14 protein-coding genes and 1 pseudogene are annotated in these 14,594 nt (G+C 69.2%); 11 read left to right on the top strand and 4 right to left on the bottom strand.

Annotated features, from left to right (window positions below; all coding sequences use genetic code 11):
• Positions 1 to 25 precede the first annotated feature (25 nt).
• The 7 genes from YWW_RS32970 (at position 26) to YWW_RS32965 (ending at position 6,384) form a co-directional block, all read left to right on the top strand.
• The gene (locus YWW_RS32970; protein ID WP_035705063.1) at positions 26 to 1,057 is read left to right on the top strand and encodes a LacI family DNA-binding transcriptional regulator; all 1,032 of its coding nucleotides are present in this window, start codon (positions 26 to 28) and stop codon (positions 1,055 to 1,057) included.
• Entirely contained in the window at positions 1,057 to 1,827 is a 771-nt protein-coding gene (locus tag YWW_RS0125020) for an ABC transporter ATP-binding protein (protein WP_026932222.1), read from the top strand. The genes YWW_RS32970 and YWW_RS0125020 overlap by 1 nt, the downstream gene beginning before the upstream one ends.
• Positions 1,814 to 2,629: an ABC transporter permease gene (locus tag YWW_RS0125015; protein ID WP_051326290.1), complete on the top strand. Its 816-nt coding sequence runs from the start codon at positions 1,814 to 1,816 to the stop codon at positions 2,627 to 2,629. Before YWW_RS0125020 ends, YWW_RS0125015 begins: the two co-directional genes overlap by 14 nt.
• A 71-nt stretch (positions 2,630 to 2,700) precedes the next feature.
• Positions 2,701 to 3,816 (top strand): ABC transporter substrate-binding protein, encoded by a 1,116-nt coding sequence (locus YWW_RS0125010; RefSeq protein WP_026932220.1) that lies wholly within the window; start codon positions 2,701 to 2,703, stop codon positions 3,814 to 3,816.
• Between the two features lie 16 nt (positions 3,817 to 3,832).
• On the top strand, positions 3,833 to 4,657 hold the full coding sequence (locus YWW_RS0125005; protein ID WP_026932219.1) for an N-acyl homoserine lactonase family protein: 825 nt from the start codon (positions 3,833 to 3,835) through the stop codon (positions 4,655 to 4,657).
• A 14-nt stretch (positions 4,658 to 4,671) separates the two neighbouring features.
• Positions 4,672 to 5,418 carry a glutamine amidotransferase gene (locus YWW_RS0125000; protein ID WP_026932218.1) on the top strand — a complete coding sequence of 249 codons (747 nt, stop codon included), beginning with the start codon at positions 4,672 to 4,674 and terminating at the stop codon, positions 5,416 to 5,418.
• Positions 5,419 to 5,493: 75 nt separating this feature from the next.
• Positions 5,494 to 6,384 carry a ribokinase gene (locus YWW_RS32965; RefSeq protein WP_035696799.1) on the top strand — a complete coding sequence of 297 codons (891 nt, stop codon included), beginning with the start codon at positions 5,494 to 5,496 and terminating at the stop codon, positions 6,382 to 6,384.
• A 598-nt stretch (positions 6,385 to 6,982) separates the two neighbouring features.
• Here the strand turns inward: YWW_RS32965 and YWW_RS35505 are convergent.
• Positions 6,983 to 7,356: pseudogene (locus YWW_RS35505) on the bottom strand (transposase family protein); the annotation flags it as partial.
• 111 nt (positions 7,357 to 7,467) lie between these two features.
• On the opposite strand from YWW_RS35505, the gene YWW_RS32960 reads away from it, so the two are divergent.
• The gene (locus YWW_RS32960) at positions 7,468 to 8,040 is read left to right on the top strand and encodes an AAA family ATPase (RefSeq protein ID WP_051326289.1); all 573 of its coding nucleotides are present in this window, start codon (positions 7,468 to 7,470) and stop codon (positions 8,038 to 8,040) included.
• A gap of 256 nt (positions 8,041 to 8,296) precedes the next feature.
• Here the strand turns inward: YWW_RS32960 and YWW_RS34555 are convergent, their stop codons facing one another.
• Complete coding sequence (locus YWW_RS34555) at positions 8,297 to 9,136, bottom strand: helix-turn-helix domain-containing protein (protein ID WP_051326288.1); 840 nt, start codon at positions 9,134 to 9,136, stop codon at positions 8,297 to 8,299.
• A 110-nt stretch (positions 9,137 to 9,246) separates the two neighbouring features.
• Here YWW_RS34555 and YWW_RS0124975 point away from each other — a divergent pair, with 110 nt between their 5' ends.
• Together YWW_RS0124975 and YWW_RS32950 are read left to right on the top strand one after the other, a co-directional pair.
• The gene (locus YWW_RS0124975) at positions 9,247 to 10,296 is read left to right on the top strand and encodes an aldo/keto reductase (RefSeq protein ID WP_026932217.1); all 1,050 of its coding nucleotides are present in this window, start codon (positions 9,247 to 9,249) and stop codon (positions 10,294 to 10,296) included.
• A gap of 19 nt (positions 10,297 to 10,315) precedes the next feature.
• The gene (locus YWW_RS32950; protein WP_035696801.1) at positions 10,316 to 11,383 is read left to right on the top strand and encodes an alpha/beta hydrolase; all 1,068 of its coding nucleotides are present in this window, start codon (positions 10,316 to 10,318) and stop codon (positions 11,381 to 11,383) included.
• Between the two features lie 191 nt (positions 11,384 to 11,574).
• Here YWW_RS32950 and YWW_RS0124965 read toward each other — a convergent pair whose 3' ends face one another.
• Both YWW_RS0124965 and YWW_RS34550 read right to left on the bottom strand, forming a co-directional pair.
• Positions 11,575 to 12,309 (bottom strand): hypothetical protein, encoded by a 735-nt coding sequence (locus tag YWW_RS0124965; protein WP_155830400.1) that lies wholly within the window; start codon positions 12,307 to 12,309, stop codon positions 11,575 to 11,577.
• A gap of 153 nt (positions 12,310 to 12,462) precedes the next feature.
• Positions 12,463 to 13,065, bottom strand: coding sequence for a helix-turn-helix transcriptional regulator (locus tag YWW_RS34550; protein ID WP_081687752.1), 603 nt, complete (start codon positions 13,063 to 13,065; stop codon positions 12,463 to 12,465).
• Positions 13,066 to 13,680: 615 nt separating this feature from the next.
• On the opposite strand from YWW_RS34550, the gene YWW_RS34545 reads away from it, so the two are divergent.
• Entirely contained in the window at positions 13,681 to 14,559 is an 879-nt protein-coding gene (locus YWW_RS34545; RefSeq protein WP_162146001.1) for a TRM11 family SAM-dependent methyltransferase, read from the top strand.
• Positions 14,560 to 14,594: the final 35 nt, after the last annotated feature.

Below are 14,594 nucleotides of genomic sequence, written 5' to 3'. Positions count from 1 at the left end.
TGCAAGACGGAAAGGCCCGGAACACATGGTCTCTATCGCAGACGTCGCCAGGCTCGCCGGTGTGAGCCCCACGACCGTCTCCCACGCCCTCAGCGGGAAACGGCGGGTCAGCGCCGACGTCCGAGCGCGCGTCCTCGCGGCCGTCAAGGAACTGGGCTACGCCCCGGGTCGCTCCGCACAGAGCCTCGCCAGCGGACGGACGCGCATCCTCGGCCTGGTCGTGCCGGACATCGGCAACGGCTATTTCGCGGAGCTCGCGCAGGGCGTCGAGCAGTCGGCCACCCTCGGAGGCTACAACGTGCTGCTCTGCACCACCGGCTTCGATCACGAACGTGAGAAGCACGCCTTGGAGATGATCCGCTCCAGGGCCGTCGACGGCGTCGTGTACGCCGCGGGCGCCCCGCCGAGCAACTCCGAGCTCGCCCGCCTGCTCGGCAACCTCCCGCTGGTCCTGGTCGACGAGGAGGTGCCCGGCGCCGAGGCGACGGCGTTCGTCTCGGACAACTACGACGGCGGCAGACTCGTCGCCGAGCACCTCCTCGGCCTCGGGCACCGCGACGTGCTCGTCCTCGAGGCCAACGCGGACCTGGTGAGCAGCCGCGAGCGCGTCCGCGGCTTCACCGAGGTCTGGGCCGCCGCCGGGGCCCCCGCCCCGCACATCGTCAGCGGCGGCTTCACCCACGACGGCGGCCGGGCGGCCGTCGAGCCGTTCGGCGGCGCGTTCGCCGCCGGCGAGTTCACCGGCCTCTTCGCCGCCAACGACCTGATGGCCCTCGGCGCGATCGACCACCTGACTTCCGTCGGCGTCGAGATTCCCCGCGACGTCTCCGTCGCCGGATTCGACGACATCGTCCCGACCCGATATGCCCGCCCGCGGCTGACGACGGTCCGACAGGACGTCGCCGCCCTCGGCGGGGAGGCGGTCGCCGCTCTGGTCGCCGCCCTGGACCAGAACGGCGAGCTCGACGGGGGTCGGCACGTGTACCCCGTCGAGCTCATCGTCCGCGACTCGACATCCGCTCCGAGCATCGCGCCCGTCCCCGAGGAGGTCCGCTGATGGCGCAGATAACCATCGACTCGGTCTCGAAAGTGTTCGCGACGGCCCGCAAGCGCACCGTCGCGCTCAACGAGACCTCGCTGACCATCGACCACTGCGAGACCGTCTGCGTGGTCGGGCCCAGCGGCTGCGGCAAGACCACCATGCTCAACCTCATCGCCGGGTTCATCCGGCCGACCGCCGGCTCCATCAGCCTCGACGGCAGGGAGGTCGAGGGCCCCGCCGCCGACCGGGCGGTGGTCTTCCAGGCCGACGCGGTGTTCCCGTGGCTCACGGTCGCCGGCAACATCGCCTTCGGCCCCCGCATGCAGGGCATGCCGCGCGCCCGGCGCGCCGAGCGGATCGAGCGGTTCCTCGACCTGGTCGGCCTGTCCGACTTCGCGAAGGCGTACCCGAAGGAGCTGTCCGGCGGCATGCGCAAGCGGGTGGACCTCGCCCGCGCCTATGCCAGCGGACCCGACGTGCTGCTGCTCGACGAGCCGTTCGGCGCGCTCGACCTGTTCACGAAGGAGACCATGTGGACATCGCTCAGGAGGGTCGCCGACGCCGAGCCCAAGACGATCGTGTTCGTCACCCACGACATCGAGGAGGCGCTCTTCCTGGGCGACCGCGTCATCGTGATGACGCCCCGCCCCGCCAGAGTGCACAGCGTCGTCGACGTGCCGTTCGGCCCCGACCGGAACCTCGACCTGCGCGCCGACCCCGACTTCCAGGCGCTGCGGATCGACATCGCCCACTCGCTCAGGGAGGTCCACGATGACACGGCTTGACGAGACCGCCGCGGCCGTCCCCGGCGCCCCGCCGGCGGCCGCGGCCCCGAAACGCAACCTCGGCCCGCTGATCAGCATCGGCGTCGTCACGGCGCTGCTCGTCCTGTGGTGGACCGTCACCACCGGCACCGAGACGGTCAAGCAGCTCTACCTGCCCTCGCCCGAGGCGCTGTGGACGGCGATCACCACGCTCAACACGCAGCTGCTCGCCGACGCGGGCGCGACGCTCGGCCGCGTCCTGGCCTCCTGGATCGGCGGCTCCGCCCTCGGCGTGGTCATCGGCCTGGCCATGGCCCGCGCCCGGTGGCTCATGTACGCGCTCAACCCGATCATCGAGGCGGTGCGCCCCGTGCCGCCGGTGGCGCTCATCCCGTTCGTGATCCTCTGGTTCGGGATCGGCGACAGCGGCAAGCTGTTCCTGGGCGCGCTCGCCTGCTTCATGGTCATGGTCGTCAACACGACGGTCGCGGTGGGCAACGTCCCGCCCGTCTACCTCCAGGCGGCCCGCTCGCTCGGCGCGGACAGCGGCGGGGTCTACCGCTCGGTGGTCCTGCCGGCGATCGTCCCGGAGATCCTGTCGGGCTTCAGGATCGGCAGCGCCCTGGCCTTCGCGGTCGTCGTCGCGGCCGAGTTCCTCGGGGCCGACGCGGGCATCGGCCGCCTGATCATGCAGGCCAGCCGGACCCTGAACACGGCGGTCGTGCTCCTCGGCACGATCTGCATCGCGCTCATGGCAGTCGTGCTCGACCAGGCCATCTCCCGCATCAGCGCCCACGTCACCCGTTGGGCCGCACAGCGCTGACCGACGCACTCCAGCGACACGCACGCCAATCGCCTCGCCCAGGAGACGGCACCCACAGAAAGGAACGCACGATGAAGACCGCGAAACGCTACTCGGCCGTCACGGCGGTCGCCGTCCTGGCGCTCGCCGGCTGCAACGGCGGCGGCGACACCTTGGAAGAGGGGGCCGACGGCCTCACGAAGATCACCATCGGCATCTCCCCGTTCCAGGACACCTACCTGCCGATCATCGGCGAGGAGCGGGGCTGGTTCGAGGAGGCCGGGCTCGACGTCGAGCTCAAGTCGCTGGCCTGGAACGGCATCACCCCGGCCCTCATCTCCGGGGACGTCGACATGGCCGTCAACAACACCACCGGAGTGGTGTCGATCGCGAACTCCGACCCCGACATCGTCTACGCCTACGGGTGGAACCCGTTCACCGAGGGCTCGTCCCTGATGCTCCGCGACGACGGATCGCTCCAGACGATCGACGAGCTCGAAGCGGAGCTCGGCGACCGCGAGCAGGCGCGGACCGCGATGATCGAGAGCCTCGAGGGCAAGACGATCGTGACGACCCTCTCGACCGACATGGGCAAGCAGATCAACGACGCGCTCGCCTCGGTCGGCATGGACGAGAGCGACGTCGACTTCGTCGACATGGACCCCGACCAGGGCCTGGCGGCCTTCCTCAGCGGGACCGGCGACGCCTACCTCGGCGGCGTCCCGCAGCGCTCGAAGGCCCTCGACGAGGGCATGGTCATCGGGCTCTCGGGCCCCGAGCTCGCGCCGCCGCCCATCAACGGCGTCATCACCAAGCGCGGCTATGTCGAGAACAACGAGGAGGAGATCCTCGCCTTCCTCAACGTCATGCACCGCATCGTCCGTTACTGCGACGCCGAGACCGACGCGTGCGGCACCACCGTCACCGACCGGCTCAACGAGGAGACGGCCGCCGGGCTCACCCTCGAGGGCTTCAAGGAGTACTGGCAGAACATCGAGCTGTACGCGGGCAACGCCGCGGACGCCGAGTCGATGATCCTCGACGAGGACGGCGTCGCCTACTGGAAGGACACCTGGGACAGCGACAACAGCTACCTCGTCGACACCGGGGCGATCCCCGCGCCGGTCGACGCCGCGGACCACTTCCTCATGCGGGAGGTCTGGGACGCCTATGTCGAGGAGTACGGCGCCGACGAGACCGGCTATTAGAAAGGCAGGGACGACGATGAGCGTCAAGATCCACCACATCGTGACAGGGGAGCTGGAGAGTTCGCTCCCGGTCTCGCTCCTCAACTCCGGGGCGCACCCGGACCTGGCCGAGGAGGACCGGCTGCCCTACGGCTTCCGGAACGACATCGTCCGGCGCGACGGGTCCGTCCATGAAGGAGTGATGGTCCCCGTGCCGGTCTGGCTCCTCGAAGGCACCGAGCAGACGATCCTGGTCGACACCGGCCTGGGCGACATCGACGAGGTGTCGCGGATGCAGAGCCGCTACGGCGTCGACTTCGTCGCCTCGCGCTCGGCGGAGCAGGACCTCGTGGCGGGCCTGGCCCGCCACGGCGTCGAACCCGGCGACGTCGACGTGGTCGTGCTGACGCACCTGCACTTCGACCACGTCGGCAACAACGAGCTCTTCCCCAACGCCACGTTCGTCGTGCAGCGGGACGAGCTGCCCCAGGCCACCGAGCCGCCGGGCTTCTGCATGTTCTATTACCCCGAGTACGCCTACAAGGTCGAGGCCGTCCGCGACCGGCTGCGGGTGATCGACGGCGACGTGCAGATGGACCCGGCCGTGCGACTGGTGAAGATCGGCGGCCACACACCCGGCTGCATGGTCGTCATGGTCGAGACCGAACTCGGCACGGTATGCCTGACCAGCGACGTCATGTACAACTACAAGAACCTCGAACTGAACTGGCCCATGGGGTCGTTCTGGGACCTGCCCGACCTCATGGCCGGCTACGAGCGGCTGCGCCGGGAGGCCGACCTCATCGTCCCCGAACACGACTGGAAGTTCCTCGAGCTCTTCCCCTCCGGAACCATCGGATGAAAGGCGGCCAGAACATGAAGAAGGCATTGCTGCTCGGCGAGTCGTGGACGACGCACATGATCCACCAGAAGGGATTCGACAGCTTCACCACGACCGAGTACGTCGAGGGCGGACGCGAATACGCCGAGGCCCTGCGCGGCGACGGCTGGGAGGTCGTCCACCTGCCCGCGCACACCATCGAGACGGCGTTCCCCACCGACCTCGACACGCTCCGGTCCTACGATCTCGTGGTCATCAGCGACGTCGGCGCGAACACCTTCCTGCTGTCCCGGGCGGTGTTCAACACCAGCGTCAGCGAACCGAACCGGCTCGCGCTCATCCGCGAGTACGTCCTCGGCGGCGGCGGGCTGCTCATGGTCGGCGGCTACCTCTCGTTCTCGGGCGTCGACGCCAAGGCCGGGTACGCCAACAGCCCGATCGGCGATCTGCTGCCCGTCGAGGTCCTCGAAGTAGACGACCGCGCCGAGCACCCCGAGGGCGCGACCGTCAAGGTGCTCAGGCCCGAGCATCCGGCGATCGGCGCGGCCGGCGAGCTGTGGCCCTCGCTGCTGGGCTTCAACCGGACGAAACCGAAGGACGGCGCCGACGTGCTCGCCGAAGTCAACGGCCACCCGCTGGTGGCGGTCGCCGCGGCCGGCCGCGGACGGACCGGGGTGTTCACCTCGGACATGTCGCCGCACTGGGCTCCTCCGCCGTTTATGGAGTGGACGGGTTACGCGCCCTTGTGGCGCGCGCTGTCGACCTGGGTCGCCGGCGATTGAGAGGAGGCGCGCGGGGCGGGCGCCGTGCCCGCCCCGCCCCGCGTCGACCGCCCCGAACGAGTGAGGAGACACCCCATGCCCGCCAGCACCCCGCCCCCACCGGCGGTCGCGGTCGTCGGCTCGGTCAACATCGACCTGGTCGTCACCGTGGACCGGCACGCCCTGCCCGGCGAGACGATCCTCGCCTCCGCCTACGCCGAGACCGTCGGCGGCAAGGGATACAACCAGGCGGTGGCCGCCGCCAAGCACGTCCAGGCGCACCTGCTCGGCTGCGTCGGCGACGACGCGTTCGGCACCCGGGCGGTCGAAGACGCGAGACGCCGAGGCGTCAAGGTCGACGAGGTGACGCGGTCCGACGTCCCGACCGGCCGCGCACTCATCGAGGTGAACCACGGCGGCGAGAACAGCATCGTCGTCGCCCCGCTCGCCAACCACGCGGTGACGCCAGAGCACGTCACCGCCGCCATGGACCGCATACGACCGGCCGCCGTGCTCGCGCAACTGGAGATCCCCTTCGACGCCGTCGCCGCCGCGGCCCGCTGGTGCGAGGCGAACGGCGCCAGGTTCATGCTCAATCCGAGCCCCGTGGCCGAGCTGCCAAGTGGGATCATCGACCTGGCCGACCCGCTCATCGTCAACGAGACTGAGGCCGCGTACCTGCTCGGGGAGCCGCCGAGTGCCGATCGCGTCGATGCCGCCGACCATGCGGCGGCTGCGAAGCTGCGCCGGATCGCCCGCTCGGTCGTCATCACCGTCGGGGCACGTGGCGCGACGTTCGCGGCCGACGCCGAGCACGGGCATATCGAGGCGATACCGCTCCAGGCCGTGGACACGACTGGTGCGGGAGACGAATTCGCCGGCACGCTGCTGGCGTCCCTAGCCTCAGGCGACTCCTTCACCCGGGCCGTCGATCGAGCGAACACCGCCGCCGCGACGCTCGTGGTCACGCCCCGGTCCGAACGCTAGTCGCCCCGCCCACGCGGGGCAGCTCTATGTCCCGAGCGTGAACGGTGCCGCGTCGTGGGTCTCCCCGCCCGAGCGGCAGTCAGGGAATCGCTTAATTTCACATCACCTGAGCCGCTCTGTCCAGGTCTGAAGCTATTCCGAGACACCGATGTGCCTCGGCCCCATGCCGTATACCTGCTCCGCGAGGCCGCTCAGATCACGAGCGTGCTATTCACGGGAAACGGGAAACCAGGCTGGTTCGAGGTGGATCCACGACTACCCTGAACGTTTTAGCAGGTTGGGCACCTGCACCGGCTGGTCTTCCAAACCAATGACGCGAGTTCGATTCTCGTCGCTCGCTCAAGCCCGTGACATGCAAAAACGCCCCCAGTCCCGATCACAGGATCGAACCGGGAGCGTTTTATTCACCCGACACCTGTGCGACTGAGTGCCCCTGGTTGCCAGATTCCGTGGACACACCCGGGTGGAGAACCGACCCTTGTCTATGTGGACAGAAATCGACTCCGGCGGGTACTTCCGGATAGGCATACGAACTATGTCCCTTTCTGGCTTCATTGGAAACCAAAATGAAACCTCTCCGGAAAAACGGGGGAGCACAGTTCTTGCTCTTGGCCGCCACGGTGTGGTCACGGGTGGGCACCAGGGTGCCGTCTACAATCAGAACCGTCTCCGGCGCGTAGCGCTTCCTGGGACGCAGCGCCAACTTCGGGGCGAGGTCGTCGATGATCCGGTCGGCCGCCGACTTCGAGGTCCCGAACAGCGCCGCGATCTGCCGCATGGTCAGCTTGGTGCGCCAGTAGGCCGCCACCAGCAGCACCCGGTCCTCGAACCCCAGCTTCCACGGGCGGCCCTTCAGCGCAGGGTCGGCGCCTTCACGCGCAACTGCCGCACCAGCTTGGCGAACAGGCGCGGGCTCAGCCCGCTGAACAGCTCCACCATGGCCTCGTCCGCCGCGCTGATCACACCGCTCACGCAGGCATGATCCCATGTGCCCAACCAGTCATGAAACCAGCTCACCGTGCTTGCCGCGGCACGCTGCCGCGGCGGTCGAATCCGATTCGTCCCTATCAGAAAGGCAGATCCTTGCAACGCTTCATCCTCACCGGCGCTCCCGGCGCGGGCAAGACGGCCCTCCTGCGATCCTTGGAGGCCGACGGCTACACCGTGGTCGAGGAAGCCGCGACCGACGTCATCACCCTCGACCAGGCCCGAGGCGTCGCCAAGCCGTGGACCGAGCCGTCGTTTCCCGACCGGATCTGCCAGCTGCAGCGCGCTCGCCAGACCACAGCCTCGGCCCGGCCCGACACCGTGCAGTTCTACGACCGCTCACCGATCTGCACCCTCGCCCTCGCTCGGCACCTCGGGCACCAGGTCCCGCCTGCCCTGAAGCGTGAACTCGACCGGATCGAGGCCGAACAGGTCTACCAACGGCGGGTCTTCTTCGTTGAGCTGCTGGGGTTCATCACCCCCAGCGCGGCCCGCCGGATCGACCTCGAGGAAGCGATCGAGTTCGAGGCGCTCCACCGCAAGACCTATCGCGAGCTGGGCTACGACTGCGTGCCGATCCCGCCAGGAACTCTGCCCGAACGCACCGAAACCATCAAGCATCTGATCGGAGGATCGGGCGCCAGCACCCACTTACGGGACGCCCCTTAGTGGAGATTCTTGCGTCGCAACAAGAATCATCAAGCAAGGGCTTCACTCGTGTACACGCGGGGCACTCTGACCAGTGCCGCAGGCTAAAAGACAAGCTCTCGTAGCGGGCAGGGTAGGGCACCCGCCGACCATCCTGACCGACGGCGGCTACGACGGATTAACGGCGCCGTGTACACGCTCATCCCCAGCTACCTCGGTGCTGATCGCGTCCGCGCCCAGGGGCGTGTCCTTCGTGGGGGACGGCTTCGACCCCGGTCTACCGCAGGTCGGGGGCGATCTTGCGTTCGGGGCCGGTGCCCTTCCATGAGGCCCGGTAGGCGGAGGGCGTGAGGCCGAAGGCGCGGGTGAAGGTGCGGCTGAAGTGGGCCTGATCGTAGAAGCCGGTCGCATGCGCGATGTCGGACAGCCGCGCGCCGTCGCGGATCAGTCGGCGGGCGTGGTCGAGGCGCATGCGAAGGTGCAGGGTGTGCGGCGCCAGGCCGAAGCGTGCGGTGCAGGCCCGCACCAGCCGGAACTTGTTCACCTTCGCGACGTCGGCCAGCTCGTCGAGTGTGACGTTGTCTGCCATGCGGCCGCTCAGGTGGTCCTGCGCGCGGCGCAGCGCCGCGTCGTCGACGGGGTCGAAGGACGGCGCCTCCGCCGGGGCGGCGAACGGCGTCAACGCGGCCACCAGCTCGTAGAGACCCGCTCTCTGCTCCGCATGCGACACGGGCGATTCGAACAAGTCGAAGACCGAGCGGAACAGGCGAGCGATGCCGCCGTCGTCGATGACGGGAGGCTCGAATCTGAGGTCATCGGGATCGGCGACGGCGTCGACGAGGGTCGGCGGCACGCAGATGATGCGCCATTCGCTCGCCGCACCGCCCTCGAGGTCCGGCCGGCCGGAATGCGCCTCGCCCGCGTGCAGCGCGATGAGCTGTTCAGTGCCCGCGCTGTAGCGCCGGCCGCGACGCTCGATCTCGTATCCGCCACTGCACCAGACGAGCTTGAGTTCACTGTGGAGGTTGTCTCGGTAGGCCTGCGGCGGGCTCGCCATGAGCACCAGGTCGGGCATGCCCGTCGGCGTCCACGGCTCACCGTTCACCTTGTCTCGCACACTGTCTCCTCTTGCGGCCGAAAAGGTTTGTCAAGAACGTACAAGCCCGGCCGGCGCCGCCGCGCATATCGTACTGATGACTTCCGACCGCTTGGAAAGGAACACTACTGGTGCGCTATCGACTGCTGGGGAGCACCGGGCTGCGGATCAGTCCGCTCGCCTTGGGAACGATGACGTTCGGTCAAAAGGAATGGGGCACGGACGAGGACACCGCCCGTGCGATATTCCGCGCCTACTTCGAATGGGGAGGGAATTTCGTCGACACCGCCGATGGCTACGGCGGCGGCCGCAGTGAGGAACTCGTGGGGGCGTTCGTCAAGGAGACCGGCTCGCGCGACCATGTCGTGCTCGCCACCAAGTACTCGGGGGCGACCAGGCCCGGCGAGCCCAACGCCGCGGGCAACGGGCGCAAGAACCTGCTGCGCTCCCTGGACGCCTCGCTGCGGCGGCTCCAGACCGACCACGTCGACCTGTACTGGATGCACTTCTGGGACACCCTGACCCCGGTCGAGGAGGTGATGTCGACCCTCGACGCGCTGGTGCGGAGCGGCAAGGTCCTCGCCGTCGGCCTCTCGGACGTCCCCGCGTGGTACTTCGCCAAGGCGCAGATGCTCGCCGACCGGCACGGCTGGGAGCCCGTCGCCGCCCTCCAGCTCGAATACTCGCTGGTCGAACGGCACATCGAGCGCGAGCACCTCCCGGCCGCCGCCGAGTTCGGGACCGAGCTGGTCCCGTGGTCGCCGCTCGCCAGCGGCTTCCTGACCGGGAAGTACACCCGCGGTGAGGGCACCGCGGCGACCGGCGACGGACGGCTCGGGGCGATCGCCGACGCGCCGTTCATGCGGCGCCGCACCGAACGGGACTGGGCCGTGCTCGACACCTTGACCGCGGTCGCCGGCGAGATCGGCGGCACGCCGGCGCAGGTCGCGATCAACTGGACGGCGAACCGCCCCGGGGTGGCCTCGCCCCTGATCGGCGCGCGCGACGTCCACCAGCTCGAGGCGAACCTCGCCGCGCTCGACCTCGCCCTCACCGAGGAGCAGGCGGCCCGCTTGGAGGAGGCGGGACGGCCCGAGCTCTACCAGCCGTACATCCTGTTCGACCCCGACGTCATCGGTCGGCTCTCCACGCCCGGCTTCCGCCTGCACCCCATCACCTGAACGAACGGAGCACCCTCTCATGAACGCGTCCACCGACGACACCGGCCACCGCAACGGCCGCCGCCGCCTGCTCGTCGCGGGAGGCGCCGCGACGGCGGGGCTCCTGCTCGACGCCGCCACTGCAGGCACCGCCGCGGCCGAGCAATCCGAGGAGGACACCGTGCTCGGCATCGAGGGCGGCGTCACGCTCCACCGGATGAGCATGCGCACACCGGACGGCGTCCGGCTGGCAGGGCACCTTCGAGTGCCGGAGCGGGCCGCCGGCCCTTCGCCGGCGATCGTGGTCAGCAATGCGATGACTTCGGTCAAAGAGCAGTCGGTGAACGCCGGCTACGCGCAGCGGCTGGCCGAGGCCGGATTCGTGACCCTCGCGTTCGACCAGCGCGGCTTCGGCGAGAGCGGCGGCGGGCCGCGGCAGCACGAGGACAACGAGGATCGGCTGGCCGACCTCCACGTCGCGGTCAGCCACCTGGCCGGACTGCCCGCGGTCGACGCCGACCGCATCGGGGCGATGGGCGTGTCGATCGGCGGCGGCCTGGCGATGAACCTGACCGCCGCCGACCCCAGGGTCCGCGCGTTCGTGGCCGTCGCCGCCGGGCTGCTCAACCCGGCCCGCGCCCGGGAGCTGATGCCGGCCTACGACGACATGCTGGCCGAACAGACGGCGATGCTCCAGCGCCACCACCGGAGCGGAGAGCTCGACCGGATCCCGGTGGTGCGGACCGAGGGACACGAGGGACCGGTGCTGTTCGACAACCCGATCGCCGAGGAGTACTACGGCGATCCCGAACGCGGTGGCATCGCACGCTGGAAGAACCAGGCCACCGCCATGTCCCTGCGGACCCTGCTGGTGCACGACACGCGGACCTCGGCCGACACGGTCGGGCCGCGCGCCGGGATGCTCATCGTCGGCGGCGAGGACGTCTCCACCCTCCCCGAGGACCACCAGGCGGTGTACGAGCGGCTCACCGGCCCGAAACGAATCGAGATCCTGCCGGGCGTGACCCACAACGAGCTCTACGACCGGGACGCGGCCCACGATGCGACCGCCCTCGCCGCCGAATGGTTCACCACCCACCTCGCATGAACCGGCGCCGGCACACCGCGGCAACCGCCCGCTCAACAGCAGGGGACGGCTCAACGCGATACAGCCGCGGCGCTGGCACGACAGCTGTATCGCGTTGTGCTGGTTCTATTCTCGCCGGCAGTCGTATTGCCCTGCGGGGGTCCGGCGATGGTCGGCGTCGCGTTTATTCTCGCCGGGTGGAAAGTGTCGCTTCACTGTCCATCGGGTCCGGGTGAGGTGGTCGCCGCCTGTAGCTCTCGGACGCGTGAGAACTGCGCGGCGAGCAGGAAGAGCGCGAAGACCACCAGGTTGAGGATCCACCGCGGGTCCTCGATCTGAAGGTCGGTGGCGATCTGCCGGCGCTCGGTTTCGGTCAGCGGCGTGGTCGACTGCTCCATGGCGGCGAAGTCCAGTCGATCGGCGGCGAACACCAGCTGCGTCCAGACGCGGTGGATGAGGAACAGCGCCGAGGCGGCGACGATGAGGGCCCGCCGCCTGCCCTCTCGCCACCCCAATATCAGCAGCGCGGGCACCGCGAAGAGTTCTATCGGCGTGTTCGAGGCGATCGCGATGGGGATGCTGGGCAGGAACATCAGCACCAGCGTCTCGCCGGTCAGCGACGAGCTGTCCAGGGCGGTGCCCAGCAGCAGGAGCCCGACCCCGCCTCCGAAGGCGAGCGCGGCCATCGCGACCGCTCCGAGGACGACGAGCACGTCCTCGCACCACGCGCTCGCTCTCGCCTTGCCCGCGATCCAGGCCGCGGCCAGGCCGATCGCGACGCCCCATCCCAGGCCGATGAGCATCGCCACCGGCACCGGCACGAACGCGGACATCGACAGCGTCTGGACGACGACGGTGAACGACATGGACAGGAGGACCGGCACGAGCCGTGCACTCCGGGCGGGCACCGGCGGAGGACTGACGCTCGTCATTGCTGGGGTGTTCATCGTGGCTACCGGCTCCTTGCGTTGGGACCCGGACCGGGGCCCGTCGACAGGGGCGGCCGGTCTGGCGCGATCGGGGTGTGGGAGCCGAAACGTAGCCGGGAATCGACCGCCACGACCTCTGCCGGACGGCCATAACCGGGGGTTACAGCGGGTTTATTTCCGATCGAGCGCGTCGAGCAGGCCAGCCTGACGGGCGTGCGCGACCGCCTGCAGCCGGCTGGTGGCCTGGAGCTTGCGGAAGATGTGGTTCAGGTGCGCCTTGACCGTGCCGGGCGCCACGTAGAGCGCTACGGCGATCTCGCGGTTGGACCGCCCGGCCGCCAGCTGCTCCAACACCTCGATCTCCCGCGGGCTGAGCGGCTCGATCACCGATCGGGTCGGGGCACCGGACGACTCAGCCACCGGATCGGTGTCGGAGGCGACCGAGGCATGGTGCGGCGGCACGGAGGAAGCGGCGGCGCCGTGTTCGACCGAGGAGGGAGCCTCGCCGCCCCGACCGGAAGCGATGAGGGCGCCGCGAACCGCGGCCATCGCGATCACGGGCATGAGCAGTCCGAATATCAGTATCAGCCACCAATACGCGACTCCGCGCTCGACCAAGGCGAACGCCAGCCCGGCTATCGGCATGGCCCACAGGAAGCAGACGAGGAGGACCGCGGCGACGAACATGCCGCGGCGCAGCAGCGGCGATCGCTTCCACCCGGCCGCCCCATCGCCGGCATGCCGACGCCCGGAACGGCCAGCGGTCTCGGTCATCGCTTCCCCCGGTTTCACATCAGCCGCCAGGCACCGGCTGCTACGCGCCGGTCCTGAACCGGCGCGCACACCGGAACAACACTCGGCAGCGGCAGCCCCAGTCTAGTCAGCGTCTCCCACGCCGGGACACCGCGACTGCACACCGTCCTCGACCATCGGAAGCCTTTCCCCAGCAGGCCGGGTCATGGACAACGACGCCGGGACAACTGTCCTCTCCAATACGCGAACGGCAGCAAGCTGATGCGAAAGTCTCGTTCGGGTGAGTTAGCATGGCGCGGTGACATACAGCTTCTTCCGTCTCGGTTAGCGCTCCGCTAGCCGTCCAGAGGGAATCCCCGTGGCTAGCGATGTGGTGCGGCTGCCCGCCGCTCCAGGTCGCTCACCCGGAGCTTTGTCATGTCATCAAACCGTCGCTCGACGGTGGGCTCATCCACGCCCGAAACACCGGAACCCCGGCATCTCTTCGCCAGCACCGTCCACGGACTCGAGCACCTCGCCGCCGCAGAACTCACCGAGCTCGGGTGCCGAGTCGTCTCGATCCGGAAGCGTCAGGTGCTGCTCACGGCTCCGGAGCCATGCCTGGCCGAGCGTCCTCGGACGGTCGATGACCTGCTCATGCAGATCGCACGAACCGCGGACCCCGGTCCTGCCAAAGCGGATCTGCAGCGCCTGCGCCACCTGCTCGACGCCGCTGACCTGAAGCCGATCGAGTCCGACTTCGATCGCGGCGACCCGGTCCTGGCCGTCTCGGCATCGATGATCGGTCGGCGAACCTACAACCGCCATGAGCTCGAGGACGTGATCGGCTCGTTCCTCTCCGAGCGTCTCCGAGCCCGGTTCGTCTCCCGCAGCGGCGGCAACCGACCTCCGGCCGGTGCCGCCGAGTGGCGCGCGGTGCTCTCACCCGAGGGCCTCCTGCTCGGCTACCGAGGCCGCCGCCCGCCCCTCCACCGCCGAGCCTGGAAGACCGCATCGATTCGGGGCACCCTGCACCCGCCGGTGGCCGCGGCCATGGCCCGGCTCGCCGGGATCGACACGGGGATGACCGTCCTTGATCCCTGCTGCGGCGCCGGGACGATCCTCATCGAAGCGAAAAAGCTCACTCCCCGCGCCGACTTCATCGGTTCTGACCTCGACTCGGATGCGCTCGCCGCGTCTGCGCGCAACGCGCGACGCCTCACCGACATCGCATTCGCGAAATCCGATGCCGCCCGACTGCCGATGCCCGCCGGCGGCATCGACCGGATCGTGACCAATCCGGCCTGGGGGCGCCAGGTCGCCACGGTGCAGCGCTTCCCCGCGCTCCTGGCGGCGTGGCGGCGGGTCATCGCCGACGATGGACGGCTCGTGTGCCTGGTACCGCCGGAATTGTTGTGCCACTTCGAGACCGAGCGATCAGCTTGGAACCTCGTCGAGCGCCGTCCGCTCAGTCTGTCCGGACAGCACCCGGTCATCGTCATCGCCGAGCCGAAGCGCAGCCGGAAGCGCCGATGAACGTGGCCTCAAGTCAGGGAATCAAAGGGCGGTCG

The sequence above is a fragment of the Glycomyces tenuis DSM 44171 genome (assembly GCF_000427885.1).
GTDB classification, from domain to species: Bacteria; Actinomycetota; Actinomycetes; order Mycobacteriales; family Micromonosporaceae; genus Glycomyces; species Glycomyces tenuis.
This window is presented reverse-complemented; position numbering and strand designations above follow the sequence as displayed.